Source organism: Streptomyces sp. NPDC051677 (genome assembly GCF_044453465.1).
GTDB lineage: Bacteria > Actinomycetota > Actinomycetes > Streptomycetales > Streptomycetaceae > Streptomyces.
The window spans coordinates 59,600-79,006 of sequence record NZ_JBITCT010000009.1; the positions used below are offsets into that span (position 1 = coordinate 59,600).

Consider the following 19,407-nt stretch of genomic DNA (forward strand, 5'->3'; position numbering starts at 1 on the left):
ATGGCCCGCCTCGCCCAGACCGCCGGTCTGACCGACGTCCAGCAGGAGATCCTCTCCACCGTCCGCGACTTCGTGGACAAGGAGATCATCCCGGTCGCGACCGAGCTGGAGCACCGCGACGAGTACCCCCAGCAGATCGTCGACGGCCTGAAGGAGTTGGGCCTGTTCGGCCTGATGATCCCCGAGGAGTACGGCGGTCTGGGCGAGTCGCTCCTGACGTACGCGCTGTGCGTCGAGGAGATCGCCCGCGGCTGGATGTCCGTCTCCGGCATCATCAACACGCACTTCATCGTGGCGTACATGCTCAAGCAGCACGGCACGCAGCAGCAGAAGGACCACTACCTGCCGCGCATGGCGGCCGGCGACATCCGGGGCGCGTTCTCGATGTCGGAGCCGGGCCTGGGCTCGGACGTGTCGGCGATCACGTCGAAGGCGGTGAAGGAGGGCGACGAGTACGTCCTGAACGGCCAGAAGATGTGGCTGACGAACGGTGGAACGTCCTCGCTGGTGGCCGTTCTCGTGCGAAGTGACGAAGGACACCCCGAGGGCACCGCGCCCCACAAGTCGATGACGACCTTCCTGATCGAGAAGGAGCCCGGCTTCGGTGAGGTCCGCCCCGGCCTGACCATCCCGGGCAAGATCGAGAAGATGGGCTACAAGGGCGTCGACACCACCGAGCTCATCATGGATGGCCTGCGACTTCCCGCCGACCAGGTGCTCGGCGGGGTCACCGGCCGAGGTTTTTACCAAATGATGGACGGCGTCGAGGTTGGGCGCGTGAACGTCGCGGCGCGTGGCTGCGGCGTCGCACAGCGTGCGTTCGAGCTGGGCGTGCAGTACGCCCAGCAGCGTCACACGTTCGGCAAGGCGATCGCCCAGCACCAGGCGATCCAGTTCAAGCTGGCCGAGATGGCTACCAAGGTCGAGGCCGCCCATGCGATGATGGTGAACGCCGCACGCAAAAAGGATTCCGGAGAACGAAACGACCTTGAGGCAGGGATGGCGAAGTACCTCGCCTCCGAGTACTGCAAGGAGGTCGTGGAGGACGCCTTCCGGATCCACGGCGGGTACGGCTTCTCCAAGGAGTACGAGATCGAGCGCCTCTACCGCGAGGCCCCGATGTTGCTGATCGGTGAAGGCACCGCCGAAATCCAGAAAATGATCATCGGGCGCCGATTGCTCGAGGAGTACCGGTTCCAGGGCTGATTGTCAGGGTTGGGGGTGTTTTCTTCGAGAAGAAGATCACACCCTGTCAACTTTCCTCAGCCGTCGACTCGGCTTCCTGGCTTACCCAGTTGTGGCCCCGAACCGCTACGATCGCGGAAAGCCGCCGTCCCCCCTGTCGAAGCGCGGCATCATCCGCTACGAAGGTCATCCATGCCCCACAGCCAAACCTCTGCACACCGCGACAGCCTGGTAGGCGCACGCCTCGCGCGCGGAGCATCGCCGTGGCTCCTGCCGACCGTCGCCACCGCAGCCGTCAGCCTGCTGCGCGCTCGCCGCTCGGGTGCCGCCAAGGCCGTCGCCGTGCCCGCCACCGCTCTCGCGGCGGGCATGCTGTGGTTCTTCCGCGACCCCGAGCGTGAGATCGCCCCGGGCCGGGTCATCTCCCCCGCCGACGGAGTGGTGCAGAGCATCATGCCGTGGAAGGACGGGCGCACCCGGGTCGCGATCTTCATGAGCCCGCTCAACGTCCACGTCAACCGCGCGCCGCTGGCCGGCACCGTGACGTCGGTCGAGCACATCCCCGGCGGCTTCGTTCCTGCGTTCAACAAGGAGAGCGAGAACAACGAGCGCGTCGTCTGGCACTTCGACACCGAGCTCGGTGACATCGAGATGATCCAGATCGCCGGCGCCGTCGCCCGCCGCATCGTCCCCTACATCCCCGAGGGCACGAAGGTCGAGCAGGGCGAGCGGATCGGCCTGATCCGTTTCGGCTCGCGCGTCGACATCTACCTGCCCGAGGGCGTGGAGGTCGCGGTCGAGGTGGGAGAGAAGACCGTGGCGGGGGTGACTCGCATTGACCGTGATTGACCCTGAGACCCAGGCGGGCTGGGTGCCCGAGGCCGACGAGGTGGACGACGAGGAGGAGATGCCCCTCTCTCTCCGCCTGTCGATAGCGGACACCCTCACCCTCGGCAACGCCACATGCGGCTTCATGGCGGTGTACTTCACCACCACCGGCATCCTGATCCCGCACCTCACCGGTGACCAGGAGACCGGCATGGCCCGCCACAGCGCGGCCACGGCGGTCATCCTGATGCTGTGCGCGGCGGTCTTCGACCTCTTCGACGGCCTGGTCGCCCGCAAGCTGCGCTCGTCTCCGATGGGCGCGGAGCTGGACAACCTCTCGGACCTGATCAGCTTCGGTCTGGCCCCGGCGTACTTCGTCCTGGTCTACGGCATGGTCGCCGACGACGCACACCAGCGGGTGGCGGCGGTCGGCGCGATCGTCGTACTGCTGGCGGTGGTCCTGAGGCTCGCGAGATTCTCCTGCGTCACCGTCAAGGACGGCACCTTCCAAGGCATGCCCTCGCCGTTCGGCGCGCTGACGGTCGTCTCGATCGTGCTCCTCGAGCTGCCCTTCGCCGCGACGCTGATGGCCATCCTGGGCACCGCCTGGCTGATGGTGAGCCGGGTCGAGTACCCGAAGCCGCGGGGCCGTCTCGCCGGCGCGATGCTCGCCTGGATCGTGCTGTCGATGGGCCTGCTGGCGGCCTGGGCGTTCGACGCCCCGAGCGGTCAGCTCCTGCTCCAGACCGGCTGCGCGCTGCAGCTGGTGATGGGCGCGGTCATCCCGCTGTTCGCCACGGCCCGCCGGGTGAACAACTTCCGCGACAACCGGCGCGAGGCCCGGGCAGCGCAGCTGCCCTGACCCTCACCTCACCGTCGACCGGGTGTGGCCCGAGCCTCTTCCAGGCTCGGGCCACACCCGTTTGACAGGTCAACTACCTCTCCCTCACGCCCATTTGCAGGCGGCAGGCAAGAAGAGGACGGTGGAATCAGGGGGTTTATCCGGGATTCATCCTGTTCGATGGATCGGAGGACGACCATGCCCGCATCCAAGGTGGACCACCTGGTCCCACACGTCTCGACGATCCCGGCGAACGCGGGCACCGACGTGCAGCTGTTCGTCCGGGAGTACAACGGCACCAAGCCGTCCCACACGCCTCAGCCGGTCCTGATGCTCCACGGCAGAAGCGTGCCCGCGGTTGCGGGGTTCGACCTGGTGCTCCCCCCGGGAGCCGAGGGTCCCGAGACCCGTTACAGCTGGGCGCAGGACCTCGCCGACGACGGTTACGACGTGTTCCTGATGGACCTCCAGGGCAGCGGACGCTCACCGCGTCCGCAGATGGACGAGCCCTGCAACGCCAACCCGGCGCAGCAGACGGACGTCCTGAACCCGAACCCCCTCACGACCACCCCGTGCCCGCCTCCCTACCCGCACCAGCTCGGCAACGCCGAGAGCGAGTGGGCGGAGCTGGACACCGTCGTCAAGTTCATCAGGGCACTGCCCGGCAGGGACCATTCGATCGACTTCGTCGGCTGGTCCGCGGCCGCCTTCGTCATGGGCCCCTACACGCTCCAGCACCCCGGCGAGGTCAAGAGCCTGCTCCTGCTCGCCCCGATCTTCCCGCCGCGGGGCCGCTGGTCCACGAACCCCGCAGACCCCTTCGGGCGTCCGCCCGAGGCCGCGGCGCTGCCCCTGTCCCTGCCCGCCGTCACGTTCGGCTTCCCGATGAACGTCGGCAGCAAGACCGGCTTCAAGGCCGGCTGGGACAAGGAACAGGCCGGCCCCACGCAGCGGGAACCCGGCATCGAGGACAAGGTGTGGCGCGCCATCATGCAGAACGATCCCCTCGGCAGCACCTGGGGCCCTGCGGTGTCACCCGGCGTGTTCGAGGGGGTCCTGCGGTACCGGAACTCCTACTGGTGGGGCTGGAACAACCAGACCGTCCCGCACAAGGACCCGGGCGACACCTACATCCTCGGTGACCGGGTACCCGTACTCATCCTCTACGGCGAGCAGGACACGCAGGCCAACACGTCGGCGGCGCTCCCTCCGGTCCTGCACTTCTCCGTCCCGGACCTCTACACGGCCATCCAGGGACCGGACAAGCTGATGTTCCAGCTGGCCGGTGCGGGACACTCCGTGGTCTGGGAGCGCAACGCCAAGGTCGTACAGCGCTACGCGAGACACTGGCTCGACAAGAGCAAGGTCGAGGGTCTCACCAGCGGCAGCTACTACCGGGACGACCTCGGCGTTCTGTACCCCCTATGAGACCCGTACGGGTATGAGACCCGTACGGGAAAGGGGCCCAGGGCACGTGGGGCTCAGGACAGAAAGTCCCGCCCGATCCGCTCCGCGACCCGTTCCAGGATCGGTCCGGCGTCCGCGATGCACGTGGCCACGTCCGGCTCGACGTCGGTCAGAGGGTACGCGCGGCGGATCCCCGCCCGGCCCAGCTCCGCCGGCAACAGGGCGAGACGGCCGCACACGGCGACGACCTCCTTGCCGGCCGCACGGGCCGCCGCGGCGACCCCCGCGGGAGCCTTGCCGTGCAGGGTCTGCTCGTCCAGCGACCCCTCGCCCGTGATCACCAGCTCCGCCCGCTCCAGCGCCGGCGCGAAGCCCAGCACGTCGAGCATGACGTCGATCCCGGCGCGGAAGCGGGCCCCGACGAGCAGCGCGCCGTAGCCGATGCCGCCCGCGGCGCCCGCGCCCGGCGCGGCCGCGTACTCCGCCGCCCTCGACCCGACCGCCGCCTCCAGCACCGTCGCGTAGTGCGTGAGCGCCGCGTCCAGGGTCTCTACGTCGTCCGGCGAGGCGCCCTTCTGCGGCCCGTACACCGCCGGCGCCCCCTTGGGGCCGGTCAGCGGGTTGTCGACGTCGCTCGCCAGGACCAGTTCGACCGAGGCGAGGCGCGGGTCCAGGCCCGACAGGTCGGCGCGGGCCAGCTCCGCGAGACCGCCGCCGCCCGGCGCCACCGGCTCGCCGTCCCCGTCCAGGAACCGGGCGCCGAGCGCGGACAGCATGCCCGCGCCGCCGTCCGTGGTGGCGCTGCCGCCGACGCCGAACACGATCGTGCGCACGCCCGCGTCCAGTGCGGCCCGCAGCAGCTCCCCGGAGCCGTACGTCGACGCCGTGAGCGGTGCGAACACGCCGGCCGGGAGCCGTTGCAACCCGCTCGCCTCGGCCATCTCCACGACCGCGGTGTCGCCGCGCACCGCGAAAGCGGCGGTGACCTCGTGCCCGAGGGGGCCGGCGACCCGCACCTCGCGGCGTTCGAACCCGGCCGCGACCGCCGCGGCGACCGTCCCGTCGCCTCCGTCGGCGACGGGGAGGGCCTCCACCTCGACGTCCGGCACGACCCGGCGCAGCCCGGCCGTCACCCGCTCGGCGACCTCCACGGCCGTCAGCGAGCCCTTGAACTTGTCCGCGGCCACGAGCACCCGTCGGGTGCCCTGCGCTGCAGCGTCCGCCACCTTGCCATCCCCTTGCTCTCCGGGCCCCGCGCACGTCAGGGCCAGTCGCGCCGCTGCGACCCTAACCGGAGGACGCCCCCGCCGTCATGCGGAGACCGGACCCTGGACCAGGCCTGAGCGCCGCCTGTGGGCCGTCGGGGCCCGCACGAGTGTTCCCGGGATCCGTAATCGGGTAAACCGGAACCATGACCCCTGTGGGCGGCGAGCCGGACCTCGCCGACCGTGTCCTCGGGGGCTGGCTGGGCCGGATCGCGGGCAACATGCTCGGCAAACCGGTCGAGCAGGGCGACCTGTGGACGCGGACACGCATCGACCGCTATCTGCGGCGGGCCGCCGCCCTGCCCCTCACCGACTACCTGCCCGAACCGCCCACCGAGGAGGACGCCCTGCGGCTGCGCCCGGAGTGGCGCGCGTGCGTGCGCGGCCGCATCCACGGCAGCTGCCGCGACGACGACGTCGACTACGCCATCCTCGGCCTCGACCTCCTGGAGACCCACGGCTTCGGCTTCAGCACCGAGCAGGTCGGCGAGCTGTGGCTGCTGCGGCTGCCGTATCTGCAGACGTTCACCGCCGAGCGGGCCGCCTATCGCAACCTCGCAAACGGGCTCAGGCCGCCGCTGACGGCGACGTACGACAACCCCTGCCAGGAGTGGATCGGCGCTTTGATCCGTGCCGACGTCCACGGCTGGACCAGCCCCGGACTCCCCCGTCGCGCCGCCTCCCTGGCCCGCCGGGACGCGGTGCTGTCGCACACCGGCAACGGCGTGTACGGCGCGATGTTCGCGGCCGCGCTGATCTCGGCGGCGTTCACCGCGCCGACGGTGCGCGACGCGCTGGAGGAGGCGCTGGCCGTCGTCCCGGCGAGCAGCCGTCTCGCCCGGACCGTACGCCGGGTCGTCGCCCTGCACGCCACCCGTATGAGCTGGGAGGACACGCTCACGACGATGGAGGCGGAGACGGCGGGCCTGGGCTGGATCCACACCGTCCCGAACATCGCCGTCCTCACCGCCGGACTGCTGTACGGCGACGGCGACTTCACCCGCACGATCACGCTCACCGTGCGCGGCGGCCTGGACACCGACTCCAACGGGGCGACGGCCGGTTCGGTGGCCGGTGTGCTGACCGGTGCCGCGGCGATCCCGCCCCAGTGGACCCAGCCGCTTCAGGACACGGTCCGCAGCGCGGTGTTCGGCTTCGACGGCGCACGGATCAGCGAGCTGGCGCAACGGACGGTTCGACTGGCACGGCTCGCCCGGCTGGACGACACGCGCACCCGACGCCCGACGCAGAACCGGCCGGACGCGCCACCGGTCGATCCCCCGCCCCTTACCCTTTCCGGGTGACTGCTTCCGGTACGACCGACTTCGCCGCCTACCTCGCCTCCCTGCCCCGGATCCTGGCGGGCGCCGCCGCGATCTTCCGTGACGCCGAGGGGCGGGTGCTGCTCGTCGAGCCCAACTACCGGGCGGGCTGGGCGCTTCCGGGCGGGACGATCGAGTCCGACGGCGGGGAGACCCCGCGGCAGGGCGCGCGGCGCGAGACGCTCGAGGAGATCGGTCTCGACCGCGAGCTCGGCCGACTGCTCGCGGTCGACTGGGTGCTCGACCCGGGCCTGCCGCCGCGGGTGGCGTACGTGTACGACGGCGGTGTCCTCGGCGAGGACGACTTCGCGGCGATCCGGCTGCAGGAGGCGGAGCTGCTGTCCTGGCGGCTGGTCCGGCCCGAGGAGCTCACCGACTACCTGCCGGGCCAGCTGGGCCACCGGGTCCTGGCCGCGCTGGACGCCCTGGCGGACCCGTCGCTGACGGCCGAGCTCGAGAACGGCCACCGGGTGAGCTGACCGCCGGACGGCGCGCCCGGACTCCCCCTGGTCGTACGCGGCTGCCGGCGGGGCGCCGCGATATCCGCTCGCGGCTCCCGGATCCCCCGCCTTACGCTCGAACGCATGAGCAAGCCACTCGTCGCCATCCTCAGCGGGGCCGGTATCTCCACGGATTCCGGGATCCCCGACTATCGCGGTCCGAACGGGCTGTGGCGGCGGGATCCGGAGGCGGAGAAGCTCGTCACGTACGAGTACTACATGGGTGATCCTCAGATCCGGCGGCAATCCTGGCAGCTGCGGCGCAAGAACCGGGCGCTGCGGGCCGAGCCGAACGCCGCGCATCTCGCCGTGGCCGAGCTGGAGAAGTCCGGCGTACCGGTGCGGGTCATCACGCAGAACGTCGACGGGCTGCACCAGCTCGGCGGGATGCCCGCCCGCAAGGTGCTCGAACTGCACGGCTCCGCACGGAGTTTCGTATGCACCGGCTGTCATGCGCGCGGGCCCATGGAGGACGCCCTCGCCCGGGTCGAGGCCGGGGAGGAGGATCCGCCGTGCCTGGAGTGCGGAAGCATCCTCAAGTCGGCGACCGTGATGTTCGGGGAGCGGCTCGATCCGGTGGTGCTGGGTCAGGCCGTCGCGATCACCAAGGCATGTCAGGTGTTCGTCGCCGTGGGAAGCAGTCTTCAGGTGCAGCCCGCCGCCGGGCTCGCCGGCGTCGCCGCGGATCACGGCGCTCGGCTCGTCATCGTCAACGCCGAGGCGACGCCGTACGACGAACGGGCCGGGGAGGTCATCCGCGAGCCCATCGGCACCGCCCTGCCGAAGCTGCTGCGCCAACTCGGCGCCGAGTAGCCCCCGGGCACGCCTCAAGGGAGCCCTAGGGGCGGATCCCGTCGCAGGAGATGTGCAGACGCCGTGGCCCGCGGAGCACGGCGTTCTGCCGGTACGGGGGCGGGTCCTTGAGCAGACGTGGGTTTTCCAGCCTCCGGGCCAGCTCCGACAGGGCGAACTGGGTCTCCAGCCGGGCGAGTGGCGCGCCGAAGCAGCTGTGGATGCCGCTGCCCAGGCCGAGGTGCTGGATGTCCCGGCGGTCCGGGTCGAAGCGGTCCGGGTCCTCGAAGCGCTGGGGGTCGCGGTTGCCGGACGCCAGAACCAGCCAGAGGGAGGCGCCCTTGGGGATGGTGACGCCGCGGACCTCGATGTCGGCGAGGGTGGTGCGCTGTGGCACCAGTTGCACCGGCGGCTCGAAGCGCAGCAGCTCCTCGACGACGGGCACGGCCAGCCGCGGATCCTCGCGCAGCCGCTGCAGGACGTCGGGATGGCGCAGCAGGGTCAGCATTCCGTTGGTGATGAGGTTGACGGTGGTCTCGTGCCCCGCGATCAGCAGCAGCGCGGCGGTGCTGAGCAGCTCCATCGTCGTCATCGCGCCGTCCTCGCCCTTGGCCGTGGCCAGCTGGGAGAGCATGTCGTCGCCGGGATTCTTGCGGCGCTCCTCGATCAGGCCGGCCAGGTACATGCCCAGCTGCATGCGGGCGTCGTGCGCGCCCTTGCCCCGCTCAGCAGGGTCCGCGTCCGGGTCGGGGTCCAGGCTCGCGGCGAGCGTGTCCGCCCAGGTGTGGAAACGCGCCTCGTCCTCGCGTGGTACGCCGAGCAGTCGGCAGATCACGGTCACCGGGAAGGGATACGAGAACTGCTCGACCAGGTCGATCCGGCTCGGGTCGCCGATGCCGTCGATGAGGCCGGAGACGATGTCGTGGAGCTCTGCGCGCATCCCGTCGACGCGGTGCGGGGAGTGCGGCGGGCCGAAGGGCCGGTTCGTCATGCGTCGCAGCCGGTCGTGTTCGGGCGGGTCGAGCCGCAGGAACCCGGGCGGCAGGGCGCTCTCCTCCTGGGTCGGCTCGGCCAGCGGGTCGTGGGCGGTCGAGGCCAGGTTGCGGGCGTCGGAGCTGATCCGCGGATCGTGCAGGAGGCTGCGGATCTCGTAGTAGGTGCTGATGACGTACGGCCCGCCGTCTTCGTGGTGTACCGGCGTCTTCCGCAGCTGTTCGTAGATCGGGTACGGGTTGGCGCGGTTGGCGTAGTCCAGGATCTGGTGCAGCAAGGATGGCGTCATGGCGAGTCCTCGTGGCCGTACGGGTCAGTGCGCGGGGGTGAACGTCATCCGGCGGTCGGTCGGCGCATATCCGCCGAGGGTCACGGTGGGGCCGTGCGTGGGGACCGACGGGTCGGGGAAGTCCGCGTCGACCGGCCGCTGTCCGTCCGCGTGCCGGTCGACCGTGGTGAACGGCGGCGGGAACGGCGCGGTGGTCTCGATCAGCTCCTGGTAGAACGGCAGCCACCGGGCGTGGTCGAAGGCGACCGCGCCGATGACGCGCCCCTGGTAGCCGTAGACGCCCATGAACCGGTGACTCTCGAGTGTGCCCTGCGAGATGACGATCTCCGTCCCCAGCGACGGCACCCCGACCGACTTGATGTTGACTCCGAACTGTGAGGACCAGAAGGCCGGCACCTCCATGTGGGGGATGCGGTCGGCGCTCTCGCTGATCATGTTGTGCGCCGCGATCCGGGCCTGGGTGACGGCGTTGCCCCAGTGCTCCAGGGACAGGAACTGGTAGCCGAAGAGGGGGTGCGGGCAGCGTGCGACGTCGCCCGCCGCATAGATGTCGTCGGTGACGATTCCGCGGATGTCGAAGGCGCGGCAGCCGGCGTCGCAGGCGATGCCCCGGGGGCCTGCCCCCAGTCCTGATCCGGCGAGCCAGTCCGTGTTGCGGATGGCGCCGAGCGAGACGATCACCACGTCGGTCTGCACGGTGGAGCCGTCGGACAGCTGCGCGGCGCGCACCCGTCCCGAGGCGTCGCCCTCCAGAGCGGTCACCATGATCCCGCACCGCAGGTCCACACCGTGCGCGCGCTGGAGCTCTGCGGCGACCGCGCCGACCACCCCGCCGAGAGCGCCGACCAGAGGCGCCGCGCCGCGCTCGGCGACGGTGACGGCAAGGCCGCGCTCGCGACAGGCGGAGGCGATCTCCGAGCCGGTGAACCCGGCCCCGATGACGAGGACCCGCTTGGGGCCCTCCTCGAGCCGCCGCGCGAGCGCGACGCTGTCGTCGCGGGTCCGCAGGACGAAGACGCCGTCGAGTTCCGCCTCGGCCTCCCGCGGCCACGCTCGCGCCCGAACGCCGGTGGCGATCAGCAGCCGGTCGTACGGCACCTCGTCGCCGTCGGCCAGCCGCACCCGCCTTGCGGCCATGTCCAGGCCGGTGGCCGGGACGCCCAGCCGCCAGGTCGCGTCGACCGAGCGGAGCCTGGGCAGCGCGGTGCGGTCGGCGGCCGCCCTGCCCAACAGCACCTGTTTGGAGAGCGGGGGCCGGTCGTACGGCTCGTGGGGCTCGTCGCCGATCATGGTCAGGGAGCCCGCGAAGCCCTCGGCCCGCAGGGTTTCGGCGGCGCGCAGCCCGGCCAGCGAAGCGCCTACGACGACGATGCGGCCCTCGCGTTTGAACTGTTCCAGGGCTCCGTCACCGTGCACCGGACACCGCCTCGGCCGGTGCGTCCACCGCATCGACGAGGATGGCCTGGACCGGACAGGCCGCGGCAGCCTGGGCCAGCTTCGCGCGCTGCGCCTCGTCGGCCTCCGGGTCGTACAGCAGCGCCTCCTCACCGTGCATGGTGAAGATCTCGGGGGCGAGGAACGCGCACTGCGCATACCCCTGACAGCGGTTCAGGTCGACGGCAATCCTCAGCATGGGATCGGTCTCCTCTCCAACGGCCCGGTCAGTCCCCTGCTGCCACCTTCGGCGGCCGGGCGGGATCCGGCGACGAGAAGGAGGCCGTTCGAGTGAGCGGTGCGGTCGGCTCAGGTCGACGGGGCGGGCCGCGGGCGTGCGGGACGCCGACCCCGCAGGATGTTCAGGCTGAGGAGCAGCGCCCAGGCCGGGAAGACCAGTTCGGACCAGGGCACGCTCGCTCCCACCAGGAGCAGCGCAAGGCCCGCCAGGTAGCCGAGGACGACGAGCGGGCGCGGGAGGGCGCCGTGTCGGCGGCCGATGGTCGAGGTCGTGATGATGAACACCGCCGCCATCCGCATGGCGTACGTGGTCAGCAGGGCGTAGGCGAAGTCCCGGCCGAAAGGAGGGTGCTGCTGACTCTCGCCGAGCACGGTTCCGGCCGCCGCGGCAGCGCCGAACAGGGTGGCGACGAAGACCAGGCCACTGCCCAGGAACACGGTGGAGAAGAACTGGTCCTCGCGTTCCCCGGCCTGCTCGCGCAGGGCGCCCATGAACCACAGGAAGGCGATCCCGGCGAACGGGAGCAGCTCCAGCGCGGTCCGCACGGCGCCACGCTGTCCGGCATCGACGGTCGCGTCGCCGCCGTCGGGCAGAGCGGTGCGCATCAGGGCGATCGCCGTGGCCATCAGGATCGCGAACACCACCCCGGCCACCCCGGCGGCCCAGGGTGTCGCGAGGGGATCCTGCTTGAGCTCGCGCTTCAGCTCCATGGTCTCTCGCCTTCTGCCTGGTGCTCCTTCGCACAGACACTCGCGATCCAGGCGCTCGCGCCACCTGGGTCACTCGGGAGGAAGACCCTGATGCGCCATAGAGGTGAACAGCACCCCAGCGGCTCGACGCGGCGGCCTGCCGTGGGAGAGCTGTCACCCCAGGTAGGCGGGGGCGACAGCGGAGGTCATGAGGGTGCGGGCCGTGCCGCTGCCGTCGGCGGGGACGGTCCACAGGTCCGAGCCGTAGTCGCCGGGGAGGGCGTAGACGAGGGTGGAGTCGTCGGACCACAGGGCCTGGTCGTCGATGTTGCGCTGCTCGGCGGTCGCGGTCTCCTTCATGGTGCGCAGGTCGAGGACGTACAGCCGCCAGGGGGCGTCGGCGGAGGCCCCCTTGACGCGCTTCTTGTAGGCGATCCGGGTGCCGTCCGGCGAGAGGGAGGGGCATTCGACGTTGCCGTGCAGGGTGGTGAGGGTGCGTGCGGTGACGTCGCCCTGGACGAGGTAGGTCCGGCCGCCGGTCGCCAGCGTGGCGTAGAAGCGGGTGTCGTCGGCGAAGGTGACGCCCCAGACGTTGATGTCCGCAGCGCGGTAGGGCCGACCGTCCTTCATGATGCGGAAGGTCTCCAGGTTGTCGTCGATCGCCCAGGTGCGGGTGTCGACGATGGCCGTGCGGGTGGAGAAGTCGGTGCCGGCGTAGGAGTCTCCGCTGACGAAGACCGTCCAGGCCACCAGGTGGCCGGAGGGCGAGACCCGGGCCCGGGTGGGGATCCCGGCGGCCGGGAAGTGGTGCAGCTCGTGCAGGTGCGAGTCGAGCACCACCGCTCGGTAGGTGTCCTGCAGTGCGCCGTGCACGGCCTGCAGGCAGATGCCGGTGCCGGCCGCCGCGTGGAAGCGCAGGCACTTGACGCCCGAGGCGGTCCGCGGCCCCTGCGGTTCGTCGGCGGGCACGGTGGCGATCTCGTCGCGGTGCGGGCCCCAGGCCAGGTTGCGCACCAGCAGCCGGCGGCCGGTCGTCGGCCGGAGTGAGACGTCGCCGGCCCGCACGGTCGGACCGTGCGCCTGCTGCTGGTCACGCATGCCCGACCGGTGGGCGGCGTACAGCACCGCCCCGGTGCCCACGCCCCCGAGCAGCAGGACCGAGACCAGCAGGATCAGCAGGCGGGCGGTTCTGGTCATGCGGGCACCTCGTCGGCCGTACGGAGGATGAAGGAGGCCGCCACGGCGCTGACGGCCAGCGCGACGGCGGTGACGGCGAGCGCGGTGTGCCCGCCCCACAGGCTCCAGGCCGCGCCGAAGGCGAGCGAGCAGGCGAACCGGGCCAGCGCCTGGCCGGTGCCGACCAGCGCCTGCCCGGCCCCTTGGTGCTGGTCCGGCACGGCGCCGGCGGTGGCGGCCGCGAGGACTCCGTCGGTGGCGGCGTAGAAGGCGCCGTGCAGGACGAGGACGGCGATCACGGCGGGGGCGCCGTGCCAAGGGGAGAGCACCAGGCCGTAGCCGAGCAGCAGGACGCCGTGGCCGCCCAGGAAGAGCCGACGGCGGCTGACCCGGTCGGCGAGTGCGCCGAGCGGAAAGGCGAGCAGCAGGAAGACGGCGGCGGTGCCCAGCGGCAGCAGCGGGAAGAGATGGGCGGGCAGGTCCCCTTCGCGTTGGAGCAGCAGGTAGAGGAAGGAGTCGCTGACGGTGGTCAGGCCGAGCAGGGTCGCGCACACGGTGAGCCTGCGCAGTTCGGGGCGGCGCAGCAGTCCGAGCGCGTCCCGCAGCAGCGGCCGGGCCGGTTCGGGCCGTGGCACGGCGTCGGCGGGGGCGATGTGGCGGGGCACGAAGAGCACCAGCACCAGGACCCCGAGTACGGCGATGCAGCCGCTGACCGCGAAGACCGCGTCGTAGCCGTCGACGGTGGCCCGCAGCACGGCGAAGGCCACGAGCGGGCCGAGGAGGGCGCCGGTGGTGTCCATGGCACGGTGCACCCCGAACGCCCGTCCCCGGTGGGCGGGTTCGGTGGCCAGCGAGATCATCGCGTCCCGGGGGGCCGTGCGCAGCCCCTTGCCGGTGCGGTCGGCCGCGAGCACGGCGCTGATCACGGGGAGGGTGTGGGCGAGCAGCAGCAGCGGCTTGCACAGGGCCGACAGTCCGTAGCCGAGGCCTGCCACGACCTTGTGCCGGCGGCCTCCCCGGTCGGCGAGATGGCCTCCGGCCAGCCGGACCAGGGCCCCGACGCCGTTGTTGATGCCGTCGAGGAGACCGAACCCGAGCGGCGACAGACCGAGGCCCGCGACCACGTAGAGCGGCAGGACCGCCGTGACCATCTCCGAGGAGACGTCCGTGATCAGGCTGACCGCACCCAGGGCCAGCACGGTGCCGGGCACGGCGGCCGGCCGCCGCCCCGGACGGGGGTCCGGGGCGACGGCGGCCTTGGTGCTGCGGGAGTCCGCGAGATACACGGGCGTCAGTTCCAGATGCCGCTGATGTCGGAGGCGGAGGCGGCGTTGCCCGCGTGCGCGCTCAGACCGGCCAGGTCCTCCACGGTCCGCAGGACGTTGTAGTGGTTGTAGGTGGTGGCGCTGGAGCTGCCGGGGGTGACGTGCTGCCCGTAGAAGACGGTGGGTATGCGGTTGCCGGACAGCTTGTTGTCCTCGTCGAAGGTGACGGCGAGGATGCTGTTGTGGGTCTGGGCCCAGGTGGCGTAGGCGCCCAGGTTGTTCTTGATCCAGGTGTCGCCCGTGGAGACCGAGCAGTCGTGCATGTCACTGCACAGGTTCGGCACGACGAAGGAGACCTTCGGCAGGGTCGTGTAGTCGGTCGGGAACTGCGTCATGGTCTTCGCGGTGCTGGTGGGCACGTTGGAGAAGCCGAACCACGGGTTGTGCTTCTGCGCGTAGTTGCCGCTGCTGCAGGTCGTGGAACCCTGGCTGGGCAGCGACTCGTTGTAGCTCGCCCAGGTCTTGCCTGCGGCGATCAGCTCGGAGGCGAGGTTGGGCTTGTTGATGGAGCCGACGCTGACGCAACTGTCGTCGGTGCGGCCCTGGTTGGAGCCCGAGAACAGCATGTAGTAGTTCGGCTCACTGGGGTGGGTGAGGCCGTAGGACTGGGTGAGGTTGGCGCCACCCGCCTTGAGGGTGTTGTTGATGTAGGGGGCGCTGGAGCTGCCGATCACCTGCGAGTAGGCGTGGTTCTCCATCACCACGACCACCACGTGGTCGGGGGTCGGGAGAGCCGCGGCCTCAGCGGTGGAGGCCGTGGCGGCCCACACGCCGATCGACGTGGCGGTGAGGGCGACGGCCCCGGCGAGTGCGGCGAGGGGGCGTCTGTTGCGCTGGGAAGCCTTGACGGCGGCCATGACTGTCCTCCGGACAGAAGGGACGGACGTGCGAGGGGGCAGCGCCGCAAACCCTAGAAGCCCTCGGCCGGGCCTGAGTGAAGGCCAGACGAACGGTGGACCTCATCAGGCAAAGGTCACACCAGGCGCAGGTCATGCACAACAAAAGCCGTCCGGTCCTTCCGGCTCTGTCTAGAAGAGGGTCGTTTCGCCGGGCGCGGTGCCGTTCTCGAAGTTCAACAGGCGCTGCTTGCGTTCCAGTCCGCCACCGTAGCCGGTGAGGCCGCCGCCCGCTCCGATCACACGGTGACAGGGCACGATGATGCCGACGGGGTTCTTGCCGTTGGCGAGGCCCACCGCGCGGGAGGCGGCCGGATTGCCGAGGGCTTCGGCGAGTTCGCCGTAGGTGCGGGTCTCGCCGTACGGGATCCTGCGCAGTTCGGCCCAGACGCTTTGCTGGAACGGGGTGCCGTGCAGGCGGAGTGAGAGGGAGAAATCCTGCAGATCGCCTGCGAAATAGGCTTCGAGCTGTTCCTCGGTGTCGCCGAAGAGGGTGTCGTCGCGAGGGCCGAAGTTCTCCTCGGGCGGGCGGTGGCGCTGTTCGGTCATGTAGAGGCCGCACAGGACGCCGTCGTCGGCGACGAGGGTCAGGGGGCCGTACGGGCTGTCGACGATCGTGTGCTGGTTCACTGAACACCCCTATACCGGAAGGAAGTTGATCGGGTGGCTGTCGGTCGCCCAGAGATACTGGACGGCGTACGCGCGCCAGGGCCGCCAGGCCGCCGCACGGGCCGTGAGTGCCGCCGGGGTAGAGGGCAGGCCCAACTCCTGGGCGGCGCGCCGGATTCCGAGGTCGGTGGCGAGGAATGCGTCGGGGTCGCCCAGGGCGCGCATCGCGATGACGTCGACCGTCCACGGCCCGAAGCCGGGCAGCGCGAGGAGACGGGCGCGGGCCTCGGCCCAGTCGCTCTCCACACCCAAGTGGAGTGTGCCGTCGGCGAGTTGACCGACCAACGTGGTGAAGGTGGTGCGGCGGGTGCGGGGCATCGCCAGCTGCTCGGGGTCGACGACGGCGAGCGCCTCGGGTGTCGGGAACAGATGGGTGAGACCGCCTTCGGGATCGTCGACCGGGTCGCCGTACGCGGTGACCAGGCGGGCCGCGTGGGTGCGGGCGGCCGCCGTGGAGACCTGCTGGCCCAGCACGGCGCGCACGGCGAACTCCGCCTCGTCGACCGTGCGCGGCACCCGGCGGCCGGGGGCCTTGTCCACCAGGGGCGCGAGCAGCGGGTCCGTGCGCAGCTGCTCGTCGACGGCGACCGGGTCGGCGTCCAGGTCGAGCATGCGTCGGCACCGGCTGCCGGCGACGGTGAGATCGCGCAGGTCGCTGAGGGTGAGACGGCAGCCGATGTGGTCGGGGTTCGGGGTGAGCGCCACGATCCCGTGCCCGTACGGCAGCCGGAGCGTGCGCCGGAACGCACCGTCCCGCCACTCCTCCACGCCCGGCACGGCGGTGGCGGCGAGGTGCCCGAAGAGGTTGTCGGGGTTGAGGGGGGCGCGGAAGGGGAGGCGGAGGGCCAGCGTGGCGGGCGTGGCCGGATGGGCTGAGGTGTGCGCGGGGGCTGAGGGGTTCTTCCGCGGAACGCGGGCTCGCAGTGCGCTCGGGGAGAGTGCGAAGACCTCGCGCACCGTGTCGTTGAAGGTGCGGATGGAGGAGAAACCCGCGGCGAACGCGACATCGGCCATGGGGAGTTCGGTCGTCTCGATGAGGAGGCGAGCGGTCTGGGCGCGCTGAGCACGGGCCAACGCGAGGGGGCCCGCGCCGAGTTCGGCGAGGAGTTGGCGTTCGACCTGACGGGCGCTGTAACCGAGGCGCGCGGCGAGTCCGGGGACGCCGTCGCGGTCGACGACTCCGTCGGCGATCAGCCGCATGGCGCGGGCGACCAGATCGGCGCGCTGGTTCCACTCCGGGGACCCCGGGGTGGTGTCGGGCCGGCAACGCTTGCAGGCGCGGAACCCGGCCTGCTGGCAGGCGGCCGCGCTCGGATGGAAGACCATGTTCTCCGGCTTGGGCGGCACCACCGGGCAGCTGGGCCGGCAGTAGATTCCGGTGGTCAGGACCGCCGTGAAGAACCAGCCGTCGAACCGCGCGTCCTTGGACTGTACGGCGCGCACACAGCGCTCCCGATCGGTGTACATCCCGTTCTGCATGCCTCCAGCATCGGCCGACGACCGCCCCGACGCTGGCGAGAATCCGACATCGACCTCACGTGGCCTGGCCCGCTCCCTCCCAGGCAGACGCCAGCGACCAGATCACGAACACGTCGATCGCCATGACAGTGACCGACCAGAGCGGCTCGTACGGCAGGAACAGGAACTGGGCGACCAGGCTCAGCGCGGCGAGGAAGACGCCCGGGAAGCGGGCCCAGTCCGCCTTCTTCAGGAGGGCCGCGCCGGTCGCGGCCGTGACGATGCCGAGGACGAGGTGGATCCAGCCCCAGCCGGTGAGGCTGAGCTCGTAGACGTAGGCGCCGACGCGGGCGTAGACGTCGTCCTCGGCGATGGCCGCGATGCCCTGGAGGACGGCGAGCACGCCGCCGCACAGCATCAGGACGCCGGCGAAGACGACGCCGCCGCCGAACCGGCTGCGGGGCGGGGTGGGCCGGCGCGGTCCGCCGCGCGGCATGGACCAGGCGGTGCCGATCTCGCCGTGCGGCTCGTCGGCCGGGGGGTTCGCGCTCATGCGGGGCTGTCCTTTCGGCGGGGCCGGTCCGCGAGGAAGTCGACGACGCCCAGCGCGAAGAGCAGGGCGAGGGCGAGGCCGATCACGACCCAGCCGGTCGGGTACGGCCACAGCAGATACGCCAGGACGGCCGCCCCAGCCAGGATCCAGCTGATCCAGTTGCGAAAGCGGTTCACGAACGGGCCGACGGGGCCGGTCCGCAGTCCTGCGTGGTCGGCGGTCGCCCGCACGGCGCCGATGCCCGAATGCCACAGCCCTCGCACGAGAACGGCGCGGCGGCCCGGCCCGGTCAGCCAGGCGGCCAGCGCGAGCACCACCCCGACGGCGACGACCTCCCGCACGGACGTGCGCAGGAAACGCGTGAGCGTGTCGTAGACGGATCCGGCGGCCGGCTGGGAGATGCCGGCCGGGAGCGCGTCGAGGTAGACGACCCGGAAAACGGTGAGCGCGACGCCCAGCAGGAGGGTGGCGAAGGCGAAACAGAGCGCGGAAACGATGAGAACGCGTCGCCGGTGGGTGGAGAGCAGGACACCGGACGCCACCAGCAGGACAGCGACGATCGGCAGCCACAGACCGGCCAGTTGCAGCAGCCGGAAGTAGGTCCGCACCCTGCCGATGTCGTCGGACCTGACGACCGTGAAGTCGGTGTGGACCTCGGGGATCTTTCCCGCGACCGTCAGGCCGGAGTCGACCAGTCGTTTCTTGACCTGGTCGACGACCGGGGCGAGGTCCACGGTCACCGTGTCGTTCTCGATCTTCACGGCGCCGCCGCCGCTGCCGGTGAGGGCCTTGACCACGGTGCTGTGGATGCGGCGGTTGGCGTCGACCCAGATCCGTTCGAAGGCGTCGGAGGCGATGACGGCCTGCGTCTTGTCCTGCACGAAACTGCCGACGGCGCCCTCGATGGAGCCGCCGAGCTTGCCCAACGCCTTCTGGACGAGCGGACGTTGGGTCGGGACCACGTCCTGCAGCAGGGCGTTGAGGTCCAGGTGGTCCATCACGGCGTTCGTGACCCGGCTCGCGGCCGCGTTCTGCACGTCGCGGTCGGAGGCGAGGGGGCGAACGGTGTCGACATAGCGATCCGAGTCGCCCACGATGTCGGCCGTCCAGGCGGCCAACGCCCCCAGGGGGGCCAGGACACAACCGAGGACGATCAGCACGACCGCGACGAGCGAGCGGATCCGGTGGTGCGGGGGACGGCGAGTGCGAGTGCGCTCCGCCTCCAGCACCGCGACCCGCGCCCTGAGCGCCTCCAACTCCGCCCCACCGACGGCACCGCTGCCCGACACCTGATCATCGCGACCAGACTTGTCCGGGCCGCGGTGGTCGGGGGCAGACTTGTCCGGGCCACGGATGTCGGGGACAGGGTTGTCGGGGGCACTGTTGCCGGAGGCAGGGTTGCCGTGCGCGCCAGTGTCGGGGCGAGGGTTGTCCGGGGCAGGGTCGCCCAGGGCACCGTTGTCCGCAGCGCCACGGCCCGGGGGCCCGCTGTCCAGAGGCCCGGCGTCGGAAGGGCCGGCACCGGGAGAGCCGGCACCGGGAGG

19 protein-coding genes are annotated in these 19,407 nt (G+C 71.2%); 7 read left to right on the plus strand and 12 right to left on the minus strand.

The annotated features are described in order from the left end of the window. The 4 genes from ACIBAF_RS12890 (at position 1) to ACIBAF_RS12905 (ending at position 4,282) form a co-directional block, all read left to right on the plus strand. Positions 1-1,206 carry an acyl-CoA dehydrogenase family protein gene (locus ACIBAF_RS12890; RefSeq protein ID WP_399463222.1) on the plus strand — a complete coding sequence of 402 codons (1,206 nt, stop codon included), beginning with the start codon at positions 1-3 and terminating at the stop codon, positions 1,204-1,206. Positions 1,207-1,377: 171 nt separating this feature from the next. After that, complete coding sequence (locus ACIBAF_RS12895; RefSeq protein ID WP_399463223.1) at positions 1,378-2,034, plus strand: phosphatidylserine decarboxylase; 657 nt, start codon at positions 1,378-1,380, stop codon at positions 2,032-2,034. Between the two features lie 22 nt (positions 2,035-2,056). After that, a complete protein-coding gene (pssA, locus tag ACIBAF_RS12900; RefSeq protein WP_399463366.1) occupies positions 2,057-2,875 on the plus strand; it encodes a CDP-diacylglycerol--serine O-phosphatidyltransferase in 819 nt (272 codons plus the stop codon). Positions 2,876-3,052: 177 nt separating this feature from the next. Beyond that, positions 3,053-4,282 (plus strand): alpha/beta fold hydrolase, encoded by a 1,230-nt coding sequence (locus ACIBAF_RS12905; RefSeq protein ID WP_399463224.1) that lies wholly within the window; start codon positions 3,053-3,055, stop codon positions 4,280-4,282. A 53-nt stretch (positions 4,283-4,335) separates the two neighbouring features. Here ACIBAF_RS12905 and ACIBAF_RS12910 read toward each other — a convergent pair whose 3' ends face one another. Then, positions 4,336-5,454 (minus strand): glycerate kinase, encoded by a 1,119-nt coding sequence (locus ACIBAF_RS12910; protein ID WP_399463368.1) that lies wholly within the window; start codon positions 5,452-5,454, stop codon positions 4,336-4,338. Positions 5,455-5,672: 218 nt separating this feature from the next. On the opposite strand from ACIBAF_RS12910, the gene ACIBAF_RS12915 reads away from it, so the two are divergent. From ACIBAF_RS12915 to ACIBAF_RS12925, 3 genes are all read left to right on the plus strand, one after another. Next, the gene (locus tag ACIBAF_RS12915) at positions 5,673-6,830 is read left to right on the plus strand and encodes an ADP-ribosylglycohydrolase family protein (RefSeq protein ID WP_399463225.1); all 1,158 of its coding nucleotides are present in this window, start codon (positions 5,673-5,675) and stop codon (positions 6,828-6,830) included. Then, the gene (locus tag ACIBAF_RS12920) at positions 6,827-7,327 is read left to right on the plus strand and encodes an NUDIX domain-containing protein (RefSeq protein ID WP_399463226.1); all 501 of its coding nucleotides are present in this window, start codon (positions 6,827-6,829) and stop codon (positions 7,325-7,327) included. Before ACIBAF_RS12915 ends, ACIBAF_RS12920 begins: the two co-directional genes overlap by 4 nt. A 105-nt stretch (positions 7,328-7,432) precedes the next feature. After that, complete coding sequence (locus ACIBAF_RS12925) at positions 7,433-8,161, plus strand: SIR2 family NAD-dependent protein deacylase (RefSeq protein ID WP_399463227.1); 729 nt, start codon at positions 7,433-7,435, stop codon at positions 8,159-8,161. 25 nt (positions 8,162-8,186) lie between these two features. Here ACIBAF_RS12925 and ACIBAF_RS12930 read toward each other — a convergent pair whose 3' ends face one another. The 11 genes from ACIBAF_RS12930 to ACIBAF_RS12980 all read right to left on the minus strand — a co-directional run bounded on the left by ACIBAF_RS12930 (position 8,187) and on the right by ACIBAF_RS12980 (position 19,152). Then, a complete protein-coding gene (locus tag ACIBAF_RS12930) occupies positions 8,187-9,422 on the minus strand; it encodes a cytochrome P450 (RefSeq protein WP_399463228.1) in 1,236 nt (411 codons plus the stop codon). Positions 9,423-9,446: 24 nt separating this feature from the next. Next, the gene (locus ACIBAF_RS12935) at positions 9,447-10,871 is read right to left on the minus strand and encodes an NAD(P)/FAD-dependent oxidoreductase (protein WP_399463229.1); all 1,425 of its coding nucleotides are present in this window, start codon (positions 10,869-10,871) and stop codon (positions 9,447-9,449) included. Next, positions 10,828-11,052 (minus strand): ferredoxin, encoded by a 225-nt coding sequence (locus ACIBAF_RS12940; protein WP_399463369.1) that lies wholly within the window; start codon positions 11,050-11,052, stop codon positions 10,828-10,830. The genes ACIBAF_RS12935 and ACIBAF_RS12940 overlap by 44 nt, the downstream gene beginning before the upstream one ends. A 113-nt stretch (positions 11,053-11,165) precedes the next feature. Further along, the gene (locus tag ACIBAF_RS12945) at positions 11,166-11,807 is read right to left on the minus strand and encodes a hypothetical protein (protein WP_399463230.1); all 642 of its coding nucleotides are present in this window, start codon (positions 11,805-11,807) and stop codon (positions 11,166-11,168) included. 153 nt (positions 11,808-11,960) lie between these two features. Further along, positions 11,961-12,983, minus strand: a complete 1,023-nt coding sequence (locus ACIBAF_RS12950) for a TolB family protein (RefSeq protein WP_399463231.1) — start codon at positions 12,981-12,983, stop codon at positions 11,961-11,963. Next, complete coding sequence (locus ACIBAF_RS12955; protein WP_399463232.1) at positions 12,980-14,248, minus strand: MFS transporter; 1,269 nt, start codon at positions 14,246-14,248, stop codon at positions 12,980-12,982. The genes ACIBAF_RS12950 and ACIBAF_RS12955 overlap by 4 nt, the downstream gene beginning before the upstream one ends. Positions 14,249-14,253: 5 nt before the next feature. Then, positions 14,254-15,144 (minus strand): alkaline phosphatase family protein, encoded by an 891-nt coding sequence (locus ACIBAF_RS12960; protein ID WP_399463233.1) that lies wholly within the window; start codon positions 15,142-15,144, stop codon positions 14,254-14,256. 171 nt (positions 15,145-15,315) lie between these two features. Continuing rightward, positions 15,316-15,813: a methylated-DNA--[protein]-cysteine S-methyltransferase gene (locus ACIBAF_RS12965; protein WP_399463234.1), complete on the minus strand. Its 498-nt coding sequence runs from the start codon at positions 15,811-15,813 to the stop codon at positions 15,316-15,318. 9 nt (positions 15,814-15,822) lie between these two features. Further along, positions 15,823-17,331, minus strand: coding sequence for an AlkA N-terminal domain-containing protein (locus tag ACIBAF_RS12970; RefSeq protein ID WP_399463235.1), 1,509 nt, complete (start codon positions 17,329-17,331; stop codon positions 15,823-15,825). A 55-nt stretch (positions 17,332-17,386) separates the two neighbouring features. Further along, positions 17,387-17,863, minus strand: a complete 477-nt coding sequence (locus ACIBAF_RS12975) for a hypothetical protein (RefSeq protein WP_399463236.1) — start codon at positions 17,861-17,863, stop codon at positions 17,387-17,389. Further along, positions 17,860-19,152 carry a hypothetical protein gene (locus tag ACIBAF_RS12980; protein ID WP_399463237.1) on the minus strand — a complete coding sequence of 431 codons (1,293 nt, stop codon included), beginning with the start codon at positions 19,150-19,152 and terminating at the stop codon, positions 17,860-17,862. The genes ACIBAF_RS12975 and ACIBAF_RS12980 overlap by 4 nt, the downstream gene beginning before the upstream one ends. Positions 19,153-19,407 lie beyond the last annotated feature (255 nt).